We start from the raw sequence: 18,058 nt of genomic DNA on the forward strand, positions 1-18,058 counted from the left end.
GGCGCCGCGATGACCCTCTCCGACACCGGGGCAGGTCCCGCGGACCTGCCGCCCCCCCAGATCTTCCCGCGCCCCTCTTCTTCTGAGCCGAAATATCCCGGGGGTGGGGGGGGGGGGCCCCCGCCCCTCGTCTCCCCTCCCCGTTTCCTCCCCACCGCCGCCTGCCTGACCCCCGGCGCCGCGCGCTGGATCGGCCCGCTGCTGCGTCCGCACCTGCCGCGGCTCGGCCTGCTGCTGGCGCTCGGGCTGGCGGCGGCGCTGATCGGCCTCGCCCCGCCCTATCTCAGCAAGCTGGTGATCGACCGCGGGCTGATGGCCGGCGACCCGGCAGCGCTGGTGCACTGGGCCGCGGCGCTCTTCGCCGTCGGGCTGGCGGCGACCGGGCTCGGCGCGCTGTCGGGCATCCTGCACATGCGCGCCTCGGTGCGCATGCTGGCCGACCTGCGCGCCGCGCTGGTCTCGGCGCTGGCCGTCAAGCCGCCGGCCTGGTTCGCCGGCCAGCGCACCGGGGAGGTCATGGCGCGGATCGACGGCGATGCCGGCGAGGTGCAGAAATTCGCCTTCAACGGCGTGCTCGGCGGCGTCTCCTCGGCGGTGCGGCTGGTCGGCGGCACGGCCATGCTGATGGTGCTGGAATGGCGCCTCGGCCTCGCCGCGGCGCTGCTGGCCCCCTGCGAGCTGCTGTTTCTCGCCTGGGCCCGGCCGCGCACCGAGCGCATGGCCGAGACCGCGCGCGCCGCGCAGGGTCGCTACGCCGCCGGGCTGGCCGAGGCGGTGTTCGGCATGGCGGCGCTGCAGGCGGCGCGCGGCACCGGCTTTGTCGAGGCCCGTGCCGCGTCCGACCACGCCCGGCTCAATCGCGGCCTCGTGGCGCAGTTCCAGTGGGCCGAGGTGACCCGCGCGGTGCCGGCGATCCTGACCGCGCTGCTGCGCTCGGGCATCTTCGTCGCCGGCGGGCTGATGGTGATCCGGGGCGACTGGCCGCTGGGCTCGCTGATCGCCTTCATCGCCTATCTCGGCGTCATGACCGGGCCGATGCAGGCACTGCTCGGACTCTGGCACGCGCAGGCACGGGTGCGGGTGGCGCTGGCCCGGCTCGACGCGGTGATGGACGCCCCCTGCCCGCCCCGCGCCACCCCCGCGGCCGCGCCCCGCGGCCATGCGCTCACGCTCGACCGGGTGGAGGTCGCGCTGCCCGGCGGCGCCCGGCTGGGGCCGATCACCCTGTCGCTCCCGGAGGGCGCGCGGCTCGCCGTCACCGGGCCGAGCGGCGCCGGCAAGACCACCCTGCTCGGCGTGCTCGCCGGGCGCGCGCGGCCCGCGGCCGGGCGGATCACGCTGGGCGGCGTCGAGGTCTCCACCGCGGCCGGCGCGGGCGCCCTGCCCGCGGGCGTGGCCCTGGTCGGCCAGCGGCCGCTGATCCTGCGCGCCAACCTGCGCGACAACCTCTTCGCGCCGGAGGGCTTCTGGGACCGCCCGGGTGCCGAGGCCGCGCTCGCCGGCCATCTCGAGGCCTTCGGCCTCGCCCGGCGCTTCGCCGGCCCCGGCGCGCTCGACGCGGTGCTGGGAGAGAACGGCCTGACCCTGTCGGGCGGCGAGCGGCAGCGCATCTGCCTTCTGCGCGTCCTGCTGCGCCCGGTCCGGCTGCTGATCCTCGACGAGGCGCTTTCCGAGGTCGACCCGGCCACCGCAGCGCGCCTCCTCGACCATCTCGACGCGGCGCTGCCCGGGGTCACGCGGATCCGCACCGATCACCGCCCCGATGCCGCCGCGCGCCCGGCCGAGCGCGTGCTCGATCTCGGCGGTGGCCGGGCATGAGCCGCGTCGCGCTGATCGACGGACCGCTGCCCCGGGACCTGCCCGGGCTGGTCGCTCGGCACGACTTCTGCGCCGTCGTGACCGAGGCCGCCACCAGCCCCGCCGCGACCCACGCCAGGGAGCTGGCGAAAGCGATCCGCGCCGCGGCGCCCGGCGTGGAGATCGTCGGCCTAACGGTGTTTCCCGGCCCCCTGGCCACCGGCCTCGGCGCGGTGATCGCGAGCTTCGAGCGGGCGCTGGCGGCGCGGGTGGCGGTGATCCACTGCTCCTTCGGCCTCGCCCGGCCCGAAAGGCGGCTGGCCCGGGCGGTGGCGCGGGCGCAGGCCGCCGGCATCGGCATCGTCGCCTCGGCCCCGGCGCGCGGTGCCGCGGTCTGGCCGGCGGCGTTTGCCGGCGTGCTCTCGGTGCAGGGCGACGCCCGCTGCGGCCCCGCCGACTGGAGCCTGCTGGAGACGCCGAATGCCCGGTTCGGCGCCTGCCCCGGCGTGCCGGGCGCGGCTGTCGTCGGCGCCAGTCGCGCCGCGGCGCATTTCACCGGCCTGCTCATGGCCGACGGGGCGCCGCCCGGCGACCGCCCCCGCCGCCCGCCGGCCCATCGCGGCCGCGAACGGCGCGGCGGGATGCCCCCGCCCGCCCGGAGCCTCGCCGGCGGCGCCTGAACGCCGCGCCTCGGCGGGACCCCGCCGGGGCGGTTTGCACGCGCAGGCCGGCTGGACGACACGACATCGCGCGCCCGGAGGGACGGGCCGCGCATCTGAGGAGGAGGACAGACATGACCGACAGGACCGCCCCCGCCGACGGGCTGAGCCAGGTGGCCGGCCCGCGCGACCGGCCGCTCGAACACATCACCATCCCGGCGCTGCTGGCCCGTGCGGTGGCCGCACATGGCCAGCGCGACGCTGTGGTGTTTCCCGCCGCCGGCCTGCGGCTGGACTACGCCGCCTTTGCCCGCGCGGTGGACGAGGTGGCGGCGGGGCTGCTGGCCCTCGGCGTCACGCCCGGCGACCGGGTCGGCATCTGGTCCCCGAACCGCCCGGAATGGGTGCTGACGCAGTTCGCCACGGCGCGGATCGGCGCCATCCTCGTCAACATCAACCCGGCCTACCGGGTCTCGGAGCTGGCCTACGCGCTGGAGAAGGTCGGCTGTTCGGTGCTGGTCGCCGCGCGCCGCTTCAAGAGCTCCGACTACCTCGGCATGATCCGCGAACTGGTCCCCGAGCTGGCGACCACGCCGCCCGGCGGCCAGCGCAGCGCCCAGCTCCCCGCGCTGCGCCACGTGGTGGGATGGACGACGCCCCCGGCGCCGGCGCGCTGTCCTTCGCCGCGATGACAGCGGGCGGAAACGGGGTCGAAAAGGCGGCGCTGGACCGGATCACCGCCAGCCTCGATCCCGACGACGCGATCAACATCCAGTTCACCTCGGGCACCACCGGCAAGCCCAAGGGCGCCACCCTGACCCATGCCAACATCGTCAACAATGCCCGCTTCGTCACCGACCGGATCCGTCTGACCGCGTCCGACCGGCTGGTGATCCCGGTGCCGCTCTACCATTGCTTCGGCATGGTGATGGGCGTCCTGGGCGCGGTCTCCAAAGGCGCGGCGATGGTGTTTCCGGACGAGGGATTCGACCCAGCGACGACGCTCGACGCGGTGGCGGCCGAGCGCGGCACCGCGCTCTACGGCGTGCCGACGATGTTCGTGGCGATGCTGGGCGAGCTCGATTCCGCGCCCCGCGATCTCGCCAGCCTGCGCACCGGCATCATGGCCGGCGCCACCTGCCCGATCGAGGTCATGCGGCAGGTCAACACCCGCATGAACATGGCCGAGGTGACGATCTGCTACGGCATGACCGAGACCTCGCCGGTCTCCTTCCAGAGCTTCACCGACGACCCCATCGACAAGCGCTGCGAGACGGTCGGCCGCGTGCACCCGCATCTCGAGGTGCGGATCACCGATGCCGAGGGCCGGGTGGTGCCGGTGGGCACGCGCGGCGAGCTCGAGGTGCGCGGCTATTCGGTGATGCAGGGCTACTGGAACGATGCCCCGGCGACCGATGCCGCCATCGTTGGCGGCTGGATGCGCACCGGCGATCTCGGCGTCCTGGATGCGGAGGGGTTCTGCACCATCGTCGGCCGCTCCAAGGACATGATCATCCGCGGCGGCGAAAACATCTATCCGCGCGAGATCGAGGAGTTCCTGCTGACCTGCCCAGGCATCTCGGACGCGCAGGTCTTCGGCATCCCCGACGACCGGCTGGGCGAACGGGTCTGCGCCTGGATCGTGCCGAAGCGCGGCGCCACGCTCGACGCGGAGGCGGTGCGACAGATGTGCCGCGGGCAGATCGCGCATTTCAAGGTGCCGCAGCACGTCCGCATCGTCGCGAGCCTGCCGATGACGGTGACCGGCAAGCCGCAGAAGTTTCTCATGCGCGAAGCGATGCAGCGCGAGACCGCGGAGAACGGCGCCGGGTGAGGCGATCCCCGGGGTGGCCGGAGCGGCGCCCCCGCGCAGCGCCCGGCCGGCGCGCCCCTCCGCGGGTGCGCCGTCTGGTGTCGCCGAAGCGCCGCGTCTATCCTCGCCGCACGTGGCGCCAGGGACCCAACCGGCCGTCCGACAAGGAAATCTCTTGCACGAATCCGTTACGCCGGGCAATAGTCTCGAAAAATAGCGCGAGTTTCACGAAAAACCGCGCCCACGGATCGAGCAGAGCATGACGGATACGGACCAGGACCTGGACATTGCCATCGGCCATTATGCCGAATTGCTGGCGGCGAATCTGCATGCGCAGAGAGAGGCGCATTTTCCCCCCAATGCCCAGAAGGCGATGCGCAGCCTGACCAGCGGCGAGGCCGCCGACCTGCTCGGCGTCGACCACACCTATCTTCGCAAGCTGCACCGCGAAGGCAAGATTCCCGAGGTCGACATGACCGCCGGCAACCACCGGCGCTACACCCTCGACGATATCTGGGAAATCCGTCAAGCTCTTGAGCTGAAAGCGAAAAAGCCGAACACCTACGTGCCCGGCCGCAGCGAGGGCGACGCCCTCCAGGTGATCTCGGTGGTGAACTTCAAGGGCGGGTCGGGCAAGACCACGACCTCTGCTCACCTGGCGCAACGGCTGGCGCTCAAGGGCTACCGGGTGCTCGCCATCGACCTCGATCCGCAGGCCTCGATGTCCGCCCTGCACGGCATCCAGCCGGAGATCGACCTGATGGAGGGCGGCACGCTCTACGATGTCGTGCGCTACGACGACCCGGTGCCGATCGCCGACGTCATCCGCCGCACCTACATGCGCGGGCTCGACCTGATTCCCGGCAATCTCGAGCTTATGGAATTCGAGCACGAAACGCCCGCCGCGATCCATCGCGGCGGCGCCAAGGCATTCTTCTCGCGGGTGCGCGACGCGCTCGACGAGGTCGAGCCGGATTACGACGTGGTGGTGATCGACTGCCCGCCGCAGCTCGGCTTCCTGACCATGTCGGCGCTCTCGGCCTCGACCGGGGTGCTGGTGACGGTGCATCCGCAGATGCTCGACCTGATGTCGATGAGCCAGTTCCTGCGGATGACCTCGGACCTTCTTGGCGTGATCCGCGATGCCGGCGCCAACCTGCGCTACGAATGGCTGAAATTCCTGCCCACGCGCTACAAAGTCGGCGACGCCCCGCAGACCGAGATGATCGCCTTCATCCGCGGCCTGTTCGGGCGCTCGGTGCTGACCAACCACATGGTCGAATCCACCGCCATCTCGGATGCCGGGCTGACCAAGCAGACCCTCTACGAGGTCGAGCGCAAGGATTTCACCCGCTCGACCTACGACCGGGCGGTGGAATCGATGAACGCGGTGAACGACGAGATCGCCATGCTGATCCAGAAGACGTGGGGCCGAGATGGCACGAAGGGCTAAGCTTAACCCGGCGCTGAGCACGCTCTACAACGCGCCGGACGTGCGCGAGAACCGACGCCTGCGCGGCGGCATCGCCGAGATCGAGCCGGAGCGCATCGCCGTGTCCGGACGGCTCGACGACCGCCTCGGGCTCGACGTCGCGGACCTCACCGCGTCGATCCAGCGCAACGGCCAGCGGGTGCCCATCCTGGTGCGGCCCGGCGAGGGCGACAGCTACCAGCTGATCTACGGGCGCCGCCGACTGGAGGCGTGCCGGCAGCTCGACCGCCCGGTCCGCGCCATCGTGACCGAGCTCGAGGACGACCAGGCGCTGAAGGACCAGCTCTTGGAGAACCAGGAGCGGCGCGACCTCAGCTTCATCGAACGGGCGCTGGTCGCCGCCGCGCTGGTCGAGGGCGACCATCTGCCGGAGGGCGAGCGCAGCAACAAGGCGGTGGCCGAGGTGCTGAACCTGACCGAGGCCGGGCTGTCGCAGATGCTCGGCGTGGTGCGCACCGTCGGCGACGATCTGATCCGCGCCATCGGACCGGCGCCCGGCATCGGCCGGCCGCGCTGGGAGGAGCTGAAGCGCGCCATTGCCGGGGGTGCCGAGGGCCAGACCCTGCTCGAGGCCGCGGCCACCGCCGAGCGTGGCGGCGCCACCGGGGAACGCTCGGACGCGGCCTTCCTGGCGGTGCTCAAGGCGGCGCAGCCGAAGGCGACCCCGGCCCCGCGCGACGCCGGACACGCCATCCCGGGCGTCGGCACGGCGCGGCTGTCGCGGTCGGGACGCGGCCGCAATCTGAGAATCGACATCGCAGCGCAGGATGCCGGCTTTGCCGGCTGGCTCGAACGCGAGGCCCCTGCCCTGATCGCCGAACTTCACGGGCGATGGAACGCCCGGAAGACCGAGGATGAGCAGTCACAACAGGGAGACACGACAGGAAGCGCATGAAAAGGCCCCGTGAATGTGACTTCACGAGGCCTCAGGTAAGAACCGTCGCAGGACCGGCCCGCTACAGCCCTCAGTTTTCGCACCTCTGAGCTTAGCGACCGGCCCGATCCCCTGCAAGCGCAAAGCGCGTTGCGGGCCGGCGGAGCTGTGCTTTCGTGGCCAAGACCATGCATTACACCCCGATTTCGCCGTTTCAGCGGCCGATGACGCGCGCCCATCTGGCACCGTCTGACCCCGCGGCCTCATTGGCCGTGGACAAGTGGGCTTTGCACCGCGATCTGACCCGCGCGCGCCGCGCCTTCGGGCTGGGCGAGCGCGAGCTGACCGTGCTCCAGGGCCTCCTGAGCTTCCATCCGGACCGCGACCTGGCCGCCGATCGCGGCTCCGTGGTCTTTCCCTCCAACAAGGCCCTGGCCGAGCGGCTGAACGGCATGGCCTGCTCGACGATGCGGCGCCACCTGGCCCGGCTGGTCGCCCTTGGCTTTCTGGCGCGCAGGGACAGCCCCAACGGCAAGCGCTATTGTCGTCGCAATGCCGGCGGCGACGTGGCCTTCGGCTTCGACCTGAGCCCCCTGCCCCGCCGGGCCGCGGAGATCCGCCAGGCCGCCGAGGCGGTCGATGCCGCGGAAGAACGCCTGCGGAGCTTGCGCGAGGTCGTCAGCCTGATGCGCCGCGATCTGGCGGCGGTGGCCACACTGGGCGCCACCGAGCGCCCCGGGCTGGCGCTCTGGGACGAATTGTCGGACAGGGCCGCATTGGCGGCACGGGCGTTGCGCCGCAAGCTGCCCGAGGGCGACCTGCTCGACCTCAAGTCCGATCTCCTCGGCCTGCTCGATCTGGCGCGCGACGTTCTGGAAGGCCCGAGTCGCTGCAAAACGGTAAATCTGAGCACCAGCGAGTCCCGAATTGAGCAGCACCATCAGAATTCAGACAAAGAAGATCCTGAATCTGAAGGCTGCGATGGCAACGCCGGTCATCGCGAAGAAAACGCAGAGGGCGAGGCGCGGGGTCTTCCGCACGTGCCCTTGCCCCTGGTGCTCTCGTGCTGTTCGGAGATCCAGGTCTTCGCGCAGGAACCCATCCGGCATTGGCATCAACTGCACGAACTGGCGGCGAATTTGCGTGCCGGCATGGGCATCGACGACGCGACATGGCTGCAGGCGCAGCGCAGCATGGGACCGGCACAGGCCGCCATCGTCGTGGCCGCCATACTGCAGCGGTTCGGCCAGATCCGTTCGCCCGGCGCCTATTTGCGGGCCCTTTCGGCCAAGGCTGCGGCGCGTCAGTTTGGCTGCGGGCCGATGCTGCTGGCGCTGACCCGGGTCGCGGAGGCGGCTTAACAGCTGTTAAATGCCCGTCGCTGCGGGCCGCTTAACAGCTGTTAAGTCCACGCGACTGCGCCGGTGGAGCTGCTGCTGGCCGGCGGCACTCACAGCAAGGCCTGAAGCCGCTCCCGGCTTTTCGGCAAATTCTCCAGCGACGATGCCAGCCGGCTGCGCCAGGCAGGCCCCTGGTCCAGAGCCGTCCGGTAGGCCTCGGCGAGGTCCTCGGGCCGCTCCTCGCTCAGCGCCTCGATCAGGAATTCGGCCTGCGCGCGATCCTTCCGCACCTTGAGCCGGTCCGGGTCCGCCCTGCGCCGATCCGCGACAATCAGCTTGTGGATGGCAAAACGCTCGGGGCGCGGGATCTGCACGAGCGTTCCGGACCGGTAGAGCAGCGCGGTCTGGATCGGCTCGGCGATGAGGTAATTCAGATAATGCAGGCTCTGCGCGGCGACGCCGAGGGCAGGGAGGTCGCGCAGACCCTCCTGCGCGTCGAAAGACGGGGTCAGGAACTCGACCAGGGTATTGCGGTCGGTCTGCTTCCAGCGCCAGACCCTCGACTTCTCCATCGAGGGAACCGGCGCGAAGCGCAGCTGTGAAAACACCTCGGGCAGGGACTCGTCCACCACGTCGCGGAGCGCAAGGGACAGCCGTTCGAAGCTTGCGATGTCGATGTCGTCGGTGACCGCGGTCTGGCCGAACCCGATCCGCAGGCCGAGCTCGCCCTCGTAGAGCCGGAAGGCCTGGGTGCCGATCAGCGTGCCGCCGAGCCGGAAGACCCCGGCCCGCGCCATGGCCGAGACGACCTGCCCGGTCTGGGCATCCGCCATCAGATATCCCTCGGCCCGGAGCACCCGCATGAGCCGCGCGCGCTCGGCCTCGTTGGCCTTGCGGGCGCGCGCCAACTCGCCGATCCGCTCCAGCCGTTCGCGCAGCGCGGAGCTGTCCTCGCCGATGTAGCGGTCGACAACCTCGGTGCCGATGCGGTACTGGTCATACCAGTATTTGCGGTTGCCGACCGTCTTCAGCTTCGGCGATCCGCGCAGCTCGGACACCTGCGTATCCTTGAGGAGGCGCAGAAGGTCGGTCCAGGCGGCGACGCCGATATGCGAGTGATGCGCGATCATGCCGGCTACCCTACGCTAAATTTTTTGTAGGGTAAGAGACTCTGAAGTCTACCCTAGGAAAAATTTTCTGTCGGGTAGGGCCGCGAATGCGCGCATTCATTGAGCCGCAGATCTGCGCAATCGCCGGCCGGAGAGGGCAGGGGCTTCGGGCGCCTGCCACAGCGCTAGCCAGGACCGCTAAGCCAGAGGGGCCAATCGGCATTCCCGCTTGCGCGGCCGGGTCCGACCGACACGGTTCGAGAGCAGCAGCGCCGCGGTCCGGTGGACGCCGGGCCCGTTAGCGGCGATGGTGCTGTCCGGTTTCACGGCATCGGTCCCGCACATGGAAGTCCTCCCGCTTGGTCTCTGGCTCGACCTGCTCGGCACCTTCGTCTTCGGCATCAGCGGCGCGGTGGTCGCGGTGCGGCGCCGGCTCGACATCTTCGGCATCGCGGTCCTGTCGGTGGCGGCCGGGCTGGCGGGGGGCATGATCCGCGACATGCTGCTCGGCGCCACGCCGCCCACCGCGCTCGAGGATCCCCGCTATCTGCTGACGGCGCTCGCGGCGGGCCTCGTGGGCTTTGCCGGCCATCGCGTGCTGGCCCGTCTCAGCAAGCCGGTGATGGTGCTCGACGCGCTCGGGCTCGGTCTCTTCGCGGTCAGCGGATGCCGGAAGGCGCTGCACTTCGAGCTCGACCCGACCCCCGCCATCCTGCTGGGCGTGCTCACCGCGGTGGGCGGCGGCGCCGTCCGCGACCTGCTGGTGGTGGAAACGCCGCGGGTGCTGCGGGAGGAGATCTACGCGCTTGCCGCGATGGTCGGGGCCGCCTTGGTGGTGATCGGCGCCGCCCTGGGCCTGGCCGAGAGCTGGACCGCCGCGGCGGGCGTCGTCGCGGCCTTCGCGATCCGGGTGATCAGCGTCTGGCGCGGCTGGCGCGCCCCGCGCGCGCCGGGGTCGTAGGACCTGGCAGATGCGGCTCCGGCGCCGGGAGGGCAAGGGGCCGCACTCGGCACAAGACCCGCGCGGGCGGCGGCGGCAAGGGCGGGGCAGGGGGCCCGGACCCTCACCGGCGCGGCGCCCGGCTCCGGGGGCGGCCGGGATCGCCCGCTTTCAGGACGGCGAAACACCCACCGGCGCCACGCGGCCCCTCGGCACCCCGAAGGCAAGCCATTCCCCGGGCCGGGTGCCCGATTTTCGGGCCCGCGGGGTTTCGGAAATGTCGACCCGCAACGTCTTGCAATTCCCCCGGCTTCTGCGCCATAGGCGCAACAAACCGCCATTTCGCGCAGGTTTGCCGCAGCGATATGACAAATTTTCCCGCCCGCGCGCACGGTTCGGCCGCGGCGCCAGTGGCGTGCGCCTTCAGCCACGGAGTATGACATGACCCGCTTTCTGACATTCACCGGCCTCGCCGCCGCGATGACTCTCGCCGCCGCGCCGGTCCCGGCCGAGATCGAGCCGGTGACCCTGCGCCTTGCGCATGTGGTCAACGAGCAGGACGGCTTCCACGCCGCCGCCGAGAAGTTCCAGGAGCTGGTCTCCGAGCACTCCGACGGCGCCATCAGCGTCGAGATCTTCCCCAATGCCACGCTGGGCGACGAGCGCACGCTGCTCGAGGGCATGCAGATCGGCACCGTCGACATGGGCATCATCACCAATGGCCCGGTCTCCAACTTCCTCGAGGAGATGGCGGTGTTCGAGCTGCCCTTCCTGTTCCCGTCCCCCGAGGCCGCCTACGAGGTGCTCGACGGCGAGATCGGGCAGGAGCTGCTCGACCGGCTGTCGGAGGTGAACCTCAAGGGCCTGGCCTATGCCGAGCGCGGCTTCCGCAACCTGACCAATTCCGAGAAGCCGGTGGCCAGCCCCGCCGATCTCGACGGGTTGCGCATCCGCGTGATGGAGAACCCGGTCTATATCGACACCTTCCGCCAGCTTGGCGCGGACGCCATCCCGATGGCCTGGACCGAGGCGCTGACGGCGATGCAGCAGGGCACCATCGACGGCCAGGAGAACCCGGTCAACGTGGTGCATTCGTTCAAGCTGAACGAGACCCAGACCCACATGACCATGACCCGGCACACCTACGCGCCGGCGATCTTCGTCATGGGCCTGCCGAAATGGGGCCAGCTCTCCGAGGAGACGCAGCAGATCGTGGCGGAGGCCGCGCAGGAGGCCGCGGAATACGAGCGCGCGCTCAACGCCAGGCTCGAGGGCGAGCAGCTGCAGGCGCTGAAGGATGCCGGCATGGAGGTGATCGAGGATGCCGACCTCGCCGCCTTCGCCGAAGCCGTGCAGCCGGTCTATGCCGAATATGGCGAGAAGTTCGGCGACTACCTGCCGCGCATCCAGGACGCGCTGCAGTAACATGCTCCGGGCGCTGGCTTGGATCGACAGGGCCGTCGCGGCCGTGCTGGCGCCCGTGGTGTTCGCCGGCATGGCCGGGCTGACCCTGGTGATCACCCTCCAGATCGTCAGCCGGGTGGCCTTCACCTCGCTGCGCTGGACCGAGGAGGTGGCGCGGTTCGGGCTGATCTGGATCACCTTCCTGGGCGCCGCGCTGGCCTACCAGCAGGGCCGCCACATCGCCGTGGCGCTGCTGCGTGACAGCCTGCCGCCGCTCTGGCGGCGCGCGGTGACCGGCGCGGCGCTGCTGGTGGCCCTGGCCTTTCTCGTCACCCTCGCGGTGATCGGCTGGCACTACATGCAGGTCCAGAGCTTCCAGAAATCGCCGTCGCTGCGGCTGTCGATGAGCCATGTCTACGCGGTGATGCCGGTGAGCGCCGCGCTGATGGCGCTCTTGGCGGCGATCGACCTCGTGCGGCTGATCGCCGGGGCGCCGCCGCGGGCGGCGGCGTCCGAGCTTGCCGCCGCGGGCCGCACAGGCGGGGAGGGCGTGCCGTGACGCTTCTCCTGGGGGCCCTGTTCCTGCTCTTCCTGCTGATGGGCCTGCCGGTGGCGATCGTCATCGGCGCCGCCACGATGACGGCGCTCGACGCGTCCGGCCTGCCGCTGATGGTGGTGCCGCAGCAGATGTTCGCGGGGATCAATTCCTTCGCGCTGGTGGCGGTGCCGATGTTCGTCCTGGCCGGCGACGTCATGGCGCAGGGCGAGATCTCGCGCCGCCTCGTGGCCTTTGCCGACAGCCTGTTCGGCTTCCTGAAGGGCGGGCTCTCCATCGTTTCGGTGCTGGCGGGGCTGTTCTTCGCGGCGATCTCGGGCTCCGGCGCCGCGACCACCGCGGCGGTCGGCGCGAGCCTCGTGCCGGAGCTCAGCCGCAAGGGCTACGACCCGGCAGCGGCGGCTTCGCTGATCGCCGCCTCGGGCACCATCGGGGTGGTGATCCCGCCCTCGGTGCCGATGATCATCTACGCGGTGATCGCGCAGGAATCGGTTGCCCGGCTGTTTCTCAACGGCTTTCTGCCGGGCGTGGCGATGGGGCTCGGCCTGATCGCGGTGGCGCTGATCCAGGGCCACCGGCGGGCCTATCCGCGCGGCACCGCGCTCAACCTCCGCACCATCGGGCGCAGCCTGGCCGCGGCAAGCTGGGGCCTGATGGCGCCGCTGATCATTCTGGGCGGCATCTTCTCGGGCATCTTCACGCCCTCCGAGGCGGCGGTGGTGGCGGTGAACTACGCCATCCTGATCTCGATCTTCGTCTACCGCGACCTGAGCCTCGGGGCGCTCTATGCCATCGTGGTGCGGGCCGGGGTCACCACCGCGGTGATCATGTTCGTGATCGCCGCCTCGGCGGTGCTGAGCTGGACGCTGTCGAGCTGGCAGGTGCCGGGACGCATCGCCGAGGCGGCGATGGCGCTGTCCTCGGAGACCTATGTCCTGCTGCTGCTGATCATGGCGGTGATCCTGGTCGCGGGGGTCTTCCTCGAGACCGCCTCGGCGCTGATCATCCTGACCCCGATGCTGCTGCCGCTGGCGCTGCAGCTGGGCCTCGGCACGGTGCATTTCGGCATCATCATCGTCGTCGGCCTGGCGATCGGCATGGTGACCCCGCCGGTGGCCATCAACCTCTTCGTCGCCTCCTCGACGGCGGGCCTGCCGATCGAGCGGATCACCCGCGCGGTGCTGCCCTATCTGGGCGTGCTGCTGCTGGTTTATCTGCTCATCGCCTTCGTGCCGCTCCTGGTCTGAGCCCGAAAGGCGCAACCGCGCCGGGCGGAAGGATCCGCCCGGCGCGGCGCAGCACGTCCCCCCGCGTCCGGGGTTCGCCGGGGGCGCGGCTGCCTCAGTCCACCGAGCCGGCGTAGTCCGCCGCCGGACGCTGCGTCCAGGTGACGTCCATGGCGACCTCCGCCGCGTTCAGCAGGTTCATCACCGGGCAGCGATACTCGACGTTCTTGCGCAGCTGGGCGAAGCGCTGCTCGCTCTCGTCGCTGTAGACGGTGATGTCGAGCTTGGCGGATTCGAAGTAGGGCCGAACGCCCGGCACGCCCTTCGGCCCGCGCACGTCGATCTGGCTCTGGCAGGCGAAGTCGACGCCGGCATAGGCGAACTTCATCGCCTCGGCGACGCCGTTGATGATCACGCCGTCGCAGCCGACCAGCGCCACCAGCACGGTCTCCAAGGGACTCGGCGCGCTGTTGGTGCCGCCGAGGCTGTCGGGCTCGTCGGTGTAGACCGGCGCGAAGTCACGCACCTGGATCTTGGTGCGGGTGCCGGCGGCGTTGGTCGCCTTGACGTGGCGGATGCCGATCTTCTTGGTCTCGGGATCGATGCTCGGGGCGATGATGTCGTCGTCGATCATGTCGGACATGGCGTATCTCCTCAACTGATGGGCAGGATGGCTCCCACCGGCGCGTCGCCGCGCAGGAGGGAGAACAGGACATGCGCGGCGATGAAGATCGCCCCGCCGTAGACGATGCCGGCGAGCGGACGCAGCCCGGCGCGCAGCACCAGCATCCAGGTCAGCAGGGCGATCGTGGGCAGCGAGAAGCCGAAGGCCCAGATCGCCGCGGCATAGAGCACCAGCGCGCCGAGCACCCGGACCTCGTCGCGCTCGGCCTCGGGCAGGCTGTCGGCGCCGCGCCGCAGGCCGCGCACCAGCAGCAGGAGCGCCAGCGGCAGGCCGGGCACGATGCAGAGCAGGGGCATCAGCCGCGACGACTGGTTGAACTGCGCGGTCTCCCACGCGGCCCAGCCGAAGGCGGCGGTGGCGACCAGCGCCAGGGCCAGTTCGACCGCGCGCGGCGGTTGCCCCGGTCTCGGCTCGTCATCCGCGTCGGCGGCGGCGGCATCGGCCTCGGCGAGCGTCTGGGCGGAGCCGCCGGCGCCCGATGCCCCGGATCCGGCGGCCATCGCGGCCGCCCGCTGGCGCCGGCGGCGCAGCGCGCGTCCGGCCAGCCGGGCGAGGATCGGCAGCACGATGATCGAGGCGATCACCAGCACCCCGGGGCGCAGCAGCCAGGACCAGCCGAAGAGCTGGTTGGACAGCCAGAAATACTGCTCCATCGGGCCCGACAGCACGAAGCCCACCAGCGCCGGCGCGCGCGGCCAGGAGGCGTGCTTCATCAGCCAGCCCACCGTGCCGAGCGCGAACAGCATGTAGATGTCGCCCAGCGTCGAGGTCGACTGGTAGGCGCCGATCACCATGACGACCATCAGCGGGGCCGCGATGATGCCGAAGGGAATGCGGGTCAGGCGCGCCAGGGTCGGCGTGATGGCAAAGCAGATCAGCGCCCCCAGCACCGAGGTCAGCGCCACCGACCAGATGATCAGGTACATCAGGTCCGGGTTCTGCGAGATCATCCGCGGCCCCGGGTAATAGCCGAAGGAGAACAGCGCGCCGAGGAAGATCGCCGCCGCCGGCCCGCCGGGGACCGAAAACAGCAGCGTCGGGACGAGGTCGGCGATCACCGTGGCGTTGTTGGCGCCCTCGGCCGCGGCGATGCCGCGGATCTCGCCCTTGCCGAAGCGCGACTTGTCGCGCGCCGAGCGCATGGCGTGGCCGTAGGCCACCCAGGTCGAGGCCGAGGCGCCGACCGCGGGCACGAAGCCGCCGAAGACGCCGATCACCGCCGAGCGCAGGATCAGGAACCAGTGCTGCGCGAAGTCGCGCACGCTTTGCGACCAGCCCGTCACCTCCATGCGCTGATGCGAGATGCCGCCGCCCGAGGCCAGCATGCCGATGACCTCGGCGACGCCGAACAGGCCGAGCGCCACGATGGTCAGCGACAGCCCGTCGAGCAGGTAGACCTGGCCGAAGGTGAAGCGGTAATCGGCCGCCGCCTGGGCCGGGCCCACGACGCCCAGCAGGATGCCGATGCAGGCCGCGGCCAGACCCTTGACGAGGTCCGGCCCGACCATCGAGGCGGCGAAGAACAGCCCGACGAGGGCGAACATGAACAATTCGGGCTCGCCCAGCATCAGCACGATCGGGCCGGCGACCGGAATCGCCAGGGCGAGGATCACCGCGCCGACGAGGCCGCCGACCATCGAGGCCAGGAAGCCCACCCCGAGGGCGCGGCTGGCCTGGCCCTTCTTGGCCATGGCGTGGCCCTCGATGGCGGTCGGCGCCGAGGCCGGAGAGCCCGGCGCGCCGATCAGGACCGAGGTGATGGTGTCGGAGGTGTAGACCACCGAGACCGCCCCGAGCAGCATGGCGAGCCCGGAGAAGTCGTCGAGATAGAAGATGAAGGGCAGCAGGATCGACACCGCCGCGACGCCGCCGAGACCCGGCAGCATGCCAAAGACGATGCCGACCACCATGCCGCCGAGCAATGCCGCCATCCGGATCGGATCGGCCATGTCGCCGAGCGCGCTGAGCGCTTCTGAAAGCATCGGGTTTCCTTGCTGGGCCAATGGGGGGCGCCCCCGAAGGGCGCCGGAACGGGTTCTGCCTGGGCCGGACCCTCGCGGGAGGGGTCAGACGATCAGAAGCTCACGCCATACTTGTCGCTCAGCAGGTCGCGCAGATAGGTGCGCACCTCCTCCGACGGCGACAGCGCCGCCTTGATCGCCTGTTCGGTCTTCTCCCCGGCGCTCAGGCGGGCGCCGTTGGTGACCTCCTGGCTTTCCTTCTGGAATTCCGGGTCGGCGTTGATCGCCTCGACCGCCTGCGCGAAGGTGTCGAGCACCTCCTGCGGCGTGTCGGGATGCATGTAACCGGTCAGGCCGTAGGCATAGGTCACCTTGGCGATCGACTGGAAGGCGTCCCATTCGATGCCCGAGGGCGCTTCGCCGTAGAGCGACTTGTGGACCTCGTAGACCGGCGGCAGTTCCGGGGCCAGCGGGTCGGGCTGGGTCAGGTCGCCGTTGTCGTCGACCGAGCCGCCGGTCCAGAGCGGCACCGCGCTGCCTTCCTCGATCGAGGGCACGACCTGGGTCAGGTAGACCGGGGTGAACTGGTAATCGAGGTTGACCGAACCCTGCTCGAAGGCCAGCCGCACCGGGCCGCGGCCGTTGAAGCCGAGCACCGATTTCACGTCGAGGCCGAGCACCTCGAAGGACAGCAGCGCCGGCAGGTCCGAGGCCGCGGCGGCGATGCCGCCATAGACCAGCGGCACGTCGGATTCCTTGATGTTGGCCGCTTCGGTGATGCCGGTGGCCGGCGAGGTATAGGCCACCGAGCCGAAGGGATGGCTGTAGGCGACGCGGTAATCGGCCAGCCGGTATTCCACGCCCTCTTGGCCCAGAACGAAGGGGTTCGCCGTCGAGGAGGTGGTGAACAGGATCGTGGTGCCGTCGGCCTTGGCGTTCTGCTCGAACCAGTTGGCGCCGAGGATGGAGCCGCCGCCGGGGCGGTCGACGACCTCGATGGTCGGGTTGCCGGGCAGGTGCTTCTCGAAATACGGCTCGAGGAACTTGGCCGAGACGAAGGTGGCGCCGCCGACGCCGAAGGGCACGACGACCTCGATGGTCTTGCCGCTGAAATCGACCTCGGCCAGGGCCGCCGCCGGAAGCGCGAGGGCCGCCGCGGTGGCGAGCAGGTGGGTGCGCATGCGCATGATGATCTTTCCTCCCTTGAAATGCGCCGGCCTCTCTGGCGGCCGGCTGTCTTCGTCGTCGTCGCGCCGCGGCCCCGCTCCTCCCGGCGGCCGCGGCCCGGCACCGCTCACGCGATGGCGTTCTCCAGGCTGCCGAGCCCCGAGATCGAGACCCGCATGCGGTCGCCCCGCGCCAGGTAGCGCGGCGGCCGGAAGCCGATGCCGACGCCCTCCGGGGTGCCGGTGGCGATGATGTCGCCGGGCAGCAGGGTCATGGTACGCGACAGGGTCTCGATCAGCGTCGGGATGTCAAAGACCAGATCGGCCACCCGGGCCTTCTGGCGCACCTCGCCGTTGATCTCGGTCACCAGTTCCATGGCGTCGACGCTGCCGGCCTCGTCGGCGGTGACGATATACGGGCCCATGGGGCAGAAGGTGTCGATGCCCTTGCCGATGACCCACTGGTTGTGGGTCTTCTGCAGCTCGCGCGAGGTGACGTCGTTGACGATGGTGTAGCCGAAGACGTGGTCCATGGCCTCGGCAGCGGAGATGCCGCGGCCGCCGCGGCCGATGACCACCGCCAGTTCGCCCTCGTAATCGACCGATTCGGTCGGGTCGAGCGACCCCAGCACGTCCTCGCCCGGGCCGCAGATCGAGGTCGTGGCCTTGGTGAAGACCACCGGCGCCGAGGGTACCGCCTCCTTGCCGCTCGAATCGAAGCCGCTGGAGTGAAACTCGTTGGCATGGGCGAAGTAGTTCTTGCCGACGCAGAAGATGTCGCGCCGGGGCTCGGGGATCGGCGCGGCCAGCGTGACCTCGGACAGCGGCACCCGGGTGTCGCCCGCCTTGGACCAGGCGTCGGGCGCCTCGCCGGATTCGATCAGGGTGCGCAGCGCGTGGGCGCCGCTGGCGCAGAGGACGACCTCATCGCCGTCGAGGTAGCCGGCATGGTGGTCGCCGCCGTGCGAAACAGTGACAAGCTTCATTTGCGATGATTCCTCAAATTATCGATGAAATGTGTAACCGTAGATTTTTT

Annotated in this window: 14 protein-coding genes and 1 pseudogene; 10 read left to right on the forward strand and 5 right to left on the reverse strand. The window is 70.5% G+C overall.

Features of this window, described 5'->3' with window-relative positions; genetic code table 11:
* The first annotated feature begins 9 nt into the window (after positions 1-9).
* The 6 genes and pseudogenes from ACXYMW_RS02400 to repC all read left to right on the forward strand — a co-directional run bounded on the left by ACXYMW_RS02400 (position 10) and on the right by repC (position 7,996).
* Complete coding sequence (locus tag ACXYMW_RS02400; protein WP_459033690.1) at positions 10-1,818, forward strand: ABC transporter transmembrane domain-containing protein; 1,809 nt, start codon at positions 10-12, stop codon at positions 1,816-1,818.
* Positions 1,815-2,477, forward strand: a complete 663-nt coding sequence (locus tag ACXYMW_RS02405; protein ID WP_459033691.1) for a hypothetical protein — start codon at positions 1,815-1,817, stop codon at positions 2,475-2,477. Before ACXYMW_RS02400 ends, ACXYMW_RS02405 begins: the two co-directional genes overlap by 4 nt.
* Positions 2,478-2,590: 113 nt before the next feature.
* Positions 2,591-4,290, forward strand: a pseudogene (locus tag ACXYMW_RS02410) (AMP-binding protein).
* 238 nt (positions 4,291-4,528) lie between these two features.
* Complete coding sequence (gene repA, locus ACXYMW_RS02415) at positions 4,529-5,722, forward strand: plasmid partitioning protein RepA (RefSeq protein ID WP_459033692.1); 1,194 nt, start codon at positions 4,529-4,531, stop codon at positions 5,720-5,722.
* Positions 5,706-6,656 (forward strand): plasmid partitioning protein RepB, encoded by a 951-nt coding sequence (gene repB / locus ACXYMW_RS02420; protein ID WP_459033693.1) that lies wholly within the window; start codon positions 5,706-5,708, stop codon positions 6,654-6,656. The genes repA and repB overlap by 17 nt, the downstream gene beginning before the upstream one ends.
* A gap of 167 nt (positions 6,657-6,823) precedes the next feature.
* Entirely contained in the window at positions 6,824-7,996 is a 1,173-nt protein-coding gene (gene repC, locus ACXYMW_RS02425) for a plasmid replication protein RepC (RefSeq protein WP_459033802.1), read from the forward strand.
* A gap of 89 nt (positions 7,997-8,085) precedes the next feature.
* Here repC and ACXYMW_RS02430 read toward each other — a convergent pair whose 3' ends face one another.
* Positions 8,086-9,105: a nucleotidyltransferase family protein gene (locus tag ACXYMW_RS02430; RefSeq protein WP_459033694.1), complete on the reverse strand. Its 1,020-nt coding sequence runs from the start codon at positions 9,103-9,105 to the stop codon at positions 8,086-8,088.
* A gap of 322 nt (positions 9,106-9,427) precedes the next feature.
* Here ACXYMW_RS02430 and ACXYMW_RS02435 point away from each other — a divergent pair, with 322 nt between their 5' ends.
* From ACXYMW_RS02435 to ACXYMW_RS02450, 4 genes are all read left to right on the forward strand, one after another.
* The gene (locus ACXYMW_RS02435) at positions 9,428-10,045 is read left to right on the forward strand and encodes a trimeric intracellular cation channel family protein (RefSeq protein WP_459033695.1); all 618 of its coding nucleotides are present in this window, start codon (positions 9,428-9,430) and stop codon (positions 10,043-10,045) included.
* A 420-nt stretch (positions 10,046-10,465) separates the two neighbouring features.
* Positions 10,466-11,449 carry a TRAP transporter substrate-binding protein gene (locus tag ACXYMW_RS02440; RefSeq protein ID WP_459033696.1) on the forward strand — a complete coding sequence of 328 codons (984 nt, stop codon included), beginning with the start codon at positions 10,466-10,468 and terminating at the stop codon, positions 11,447-11,449.
* 1 nt (position 11,450) lies between these two features.
* Positions 11,451-11,987, forward strand: coding sequence for a TRAP transporter small permease (locus ACXYMW_RS02445; RefSeq protein ID WP_459033697.1), 537 nt, complete (start codon positions 11,451-11,453; stop codon positions 11,985-11,987).
* A complete protein-coding gene (locus tag ACXYMW_RS02450; protein ID WP_459033698.1) occupies positions 11,984-13,231 on the forward strand; it encodes a TRAP transporter large permease in 1,248 nt (415 codons plus the stop codon). The genes ACXYMW_RS02445 and ACXYMW_RS02450 overlap by 4 nt, the downstream gene beginning before the upstream one ends.
* A 94-nt stretch (positions 13,232-13,325) precedes the next feature.
* On the opposite strand, the gene ACXYMW_RS02455 is transcribed toward ACXYMW_RS02450, so the two are convergent.
* From ACXYMW_RS02455 to ACXYMW_RS02470, 4 genes are all read right to left on the reverse strand, one after another.
* Entirely contained in the window at positions 13,326-13,853 is a 528-nt protein-coding gene (locus tag ACXYMW_RS02455; RefSeq protein ID WP_459033699.1) for an OsmC family protein, read from the reverse strand.
* Between the two features lie 11 nt (positions 13,854-13,864).
* A complete protein-coding gene (locus ACXYMW_RS02460) occupies positions 13,865-15,877 on the reverse strand; it encodes a tripartite tricarboxylate transporter permease (protein ID WP_459033700.1) in 2,013 nt (670 codons plus the stop codon).
* Positions 15,878-15,969: 92 nt separating this feature from the next.
* A complete protein-coding gene (locus ACXYMW_RS02465; protein WP_459033701.1) occupies positions 15,970-17,043 on the reverse strand; it encodes a tricarboxylate transporter in 1,074 nt (357 codons plus the stop codon).
* A 107-nt stretch (positions 17,044-17,150) separates the two neighbouring features.
* Positions 17,151-18,008, reverse strand: a complete 858-nt coding sequence (locus ACXYMW_RS02470; protein ID WP_459033702.1) for a fumarylacetoacetate hydrolase family protein — start codon at positions 18,006-18,008, stop codon at positions 17,151-17,153.
* Between the last annotated feature and the right edge of the window lie 50 nt (positions 18,009-18,058).

The sequence above is a fragment of the Roseivivax sp. CAU 1761 genome (genome assembly GCF_054482755.1).

Bases quoted from the DNA above. Each gene is read 5' to 3' on its own strand.
- repA (WP_459033692.1), top strand. From the start codon at position 4,529: ATGACGGATACGGACCAGGACCTGGACATTGCCATCGGCCATTATGCC.
- ACXYMW_RS02470 (WP_459033702.1), bottom strand. From the start codon at position 18,008: ATGAAGCTTGTCACTGTTTCGCACGGCGGCGACCACCATGCCGGCTAC.
- ACXYMW_RS02435 (WP_459033695.1), top strand. From the start codon at position 9,428: ATGGAAGTCCTCCCGCTTGGTCTCTGGCTCGACCTGCTCGGCACCTTC.
- ACXYMW_RS02405 (WP_459033691.1), top strand. From the start codon at position 1,815: ATGAGCCGCGTCGCGCTGATCGACGGACCGCTGCCCCGGGACCTGCCC.
- ACXYMW_RS02440 (WP_459033696.1), top strand. From the start codon at position 10,466: ATGACCCGCTTTCTGACATTCACCGGCCTCGCCGCCGCGATGACTCTC.
- ACXYMW_RS02445 (WP_459033697.1), top strand. From the start codon at position 11,451: ATGCTCCGGGCGCTGGCTTGGATCGACAGGGCCGTCGCGGCCGTGCTG.
- ACXYMW_RS02465 (WP_459033701.1), bottom strand. From the start codon at position 17,043: ATGCGCATGCGCACCCACCTGCTCGCCACCGCGGCGGCCCTCGCGCTT.
- repC (WP_459033802.1), top strand. From the start codon at position 6,824: ATGCATTACACCCCGATTTCGCCGTTTCAGCGGCCGATGACGCGCGCC.
- ACXYMW_RS02460 (WP_459033700.1), bottom strand. From the start codon at position 15,877: ATGCTTTCAGAAGCGCTCAGCGCGCTCGGCGACATGGCCGATCCGATC.
- ACXYMW_RS02400 (WP_459033690.1), top strand. From the start codon at position 10: ATGACCCTCTCCGACACCGGGGCAGGTCCCGCGGACCTGCCGCCCCCC.
- repB (WP_459033693.1), top strand. From the start codon at position 5,706: ATGGCACGAAGGGCTAAGCTTAACCCGGCGCTGAGCACGCTCTACAAC.
- ACXYMW_RS02455 (WP_459033699.1), bottom strand. From the start codon at position 13,853: ATGTCCGACATGATCGACGACGACATCATCGCCCCGAGCATCGATCCC.
- ACXYMW_RS02430 (WP_459033694.1), bottom strand. From the start codon at position 9,105: ATGATCGCGCATCACTCGCATATCGGCGTCGCCGCCTGGACCGACCTT.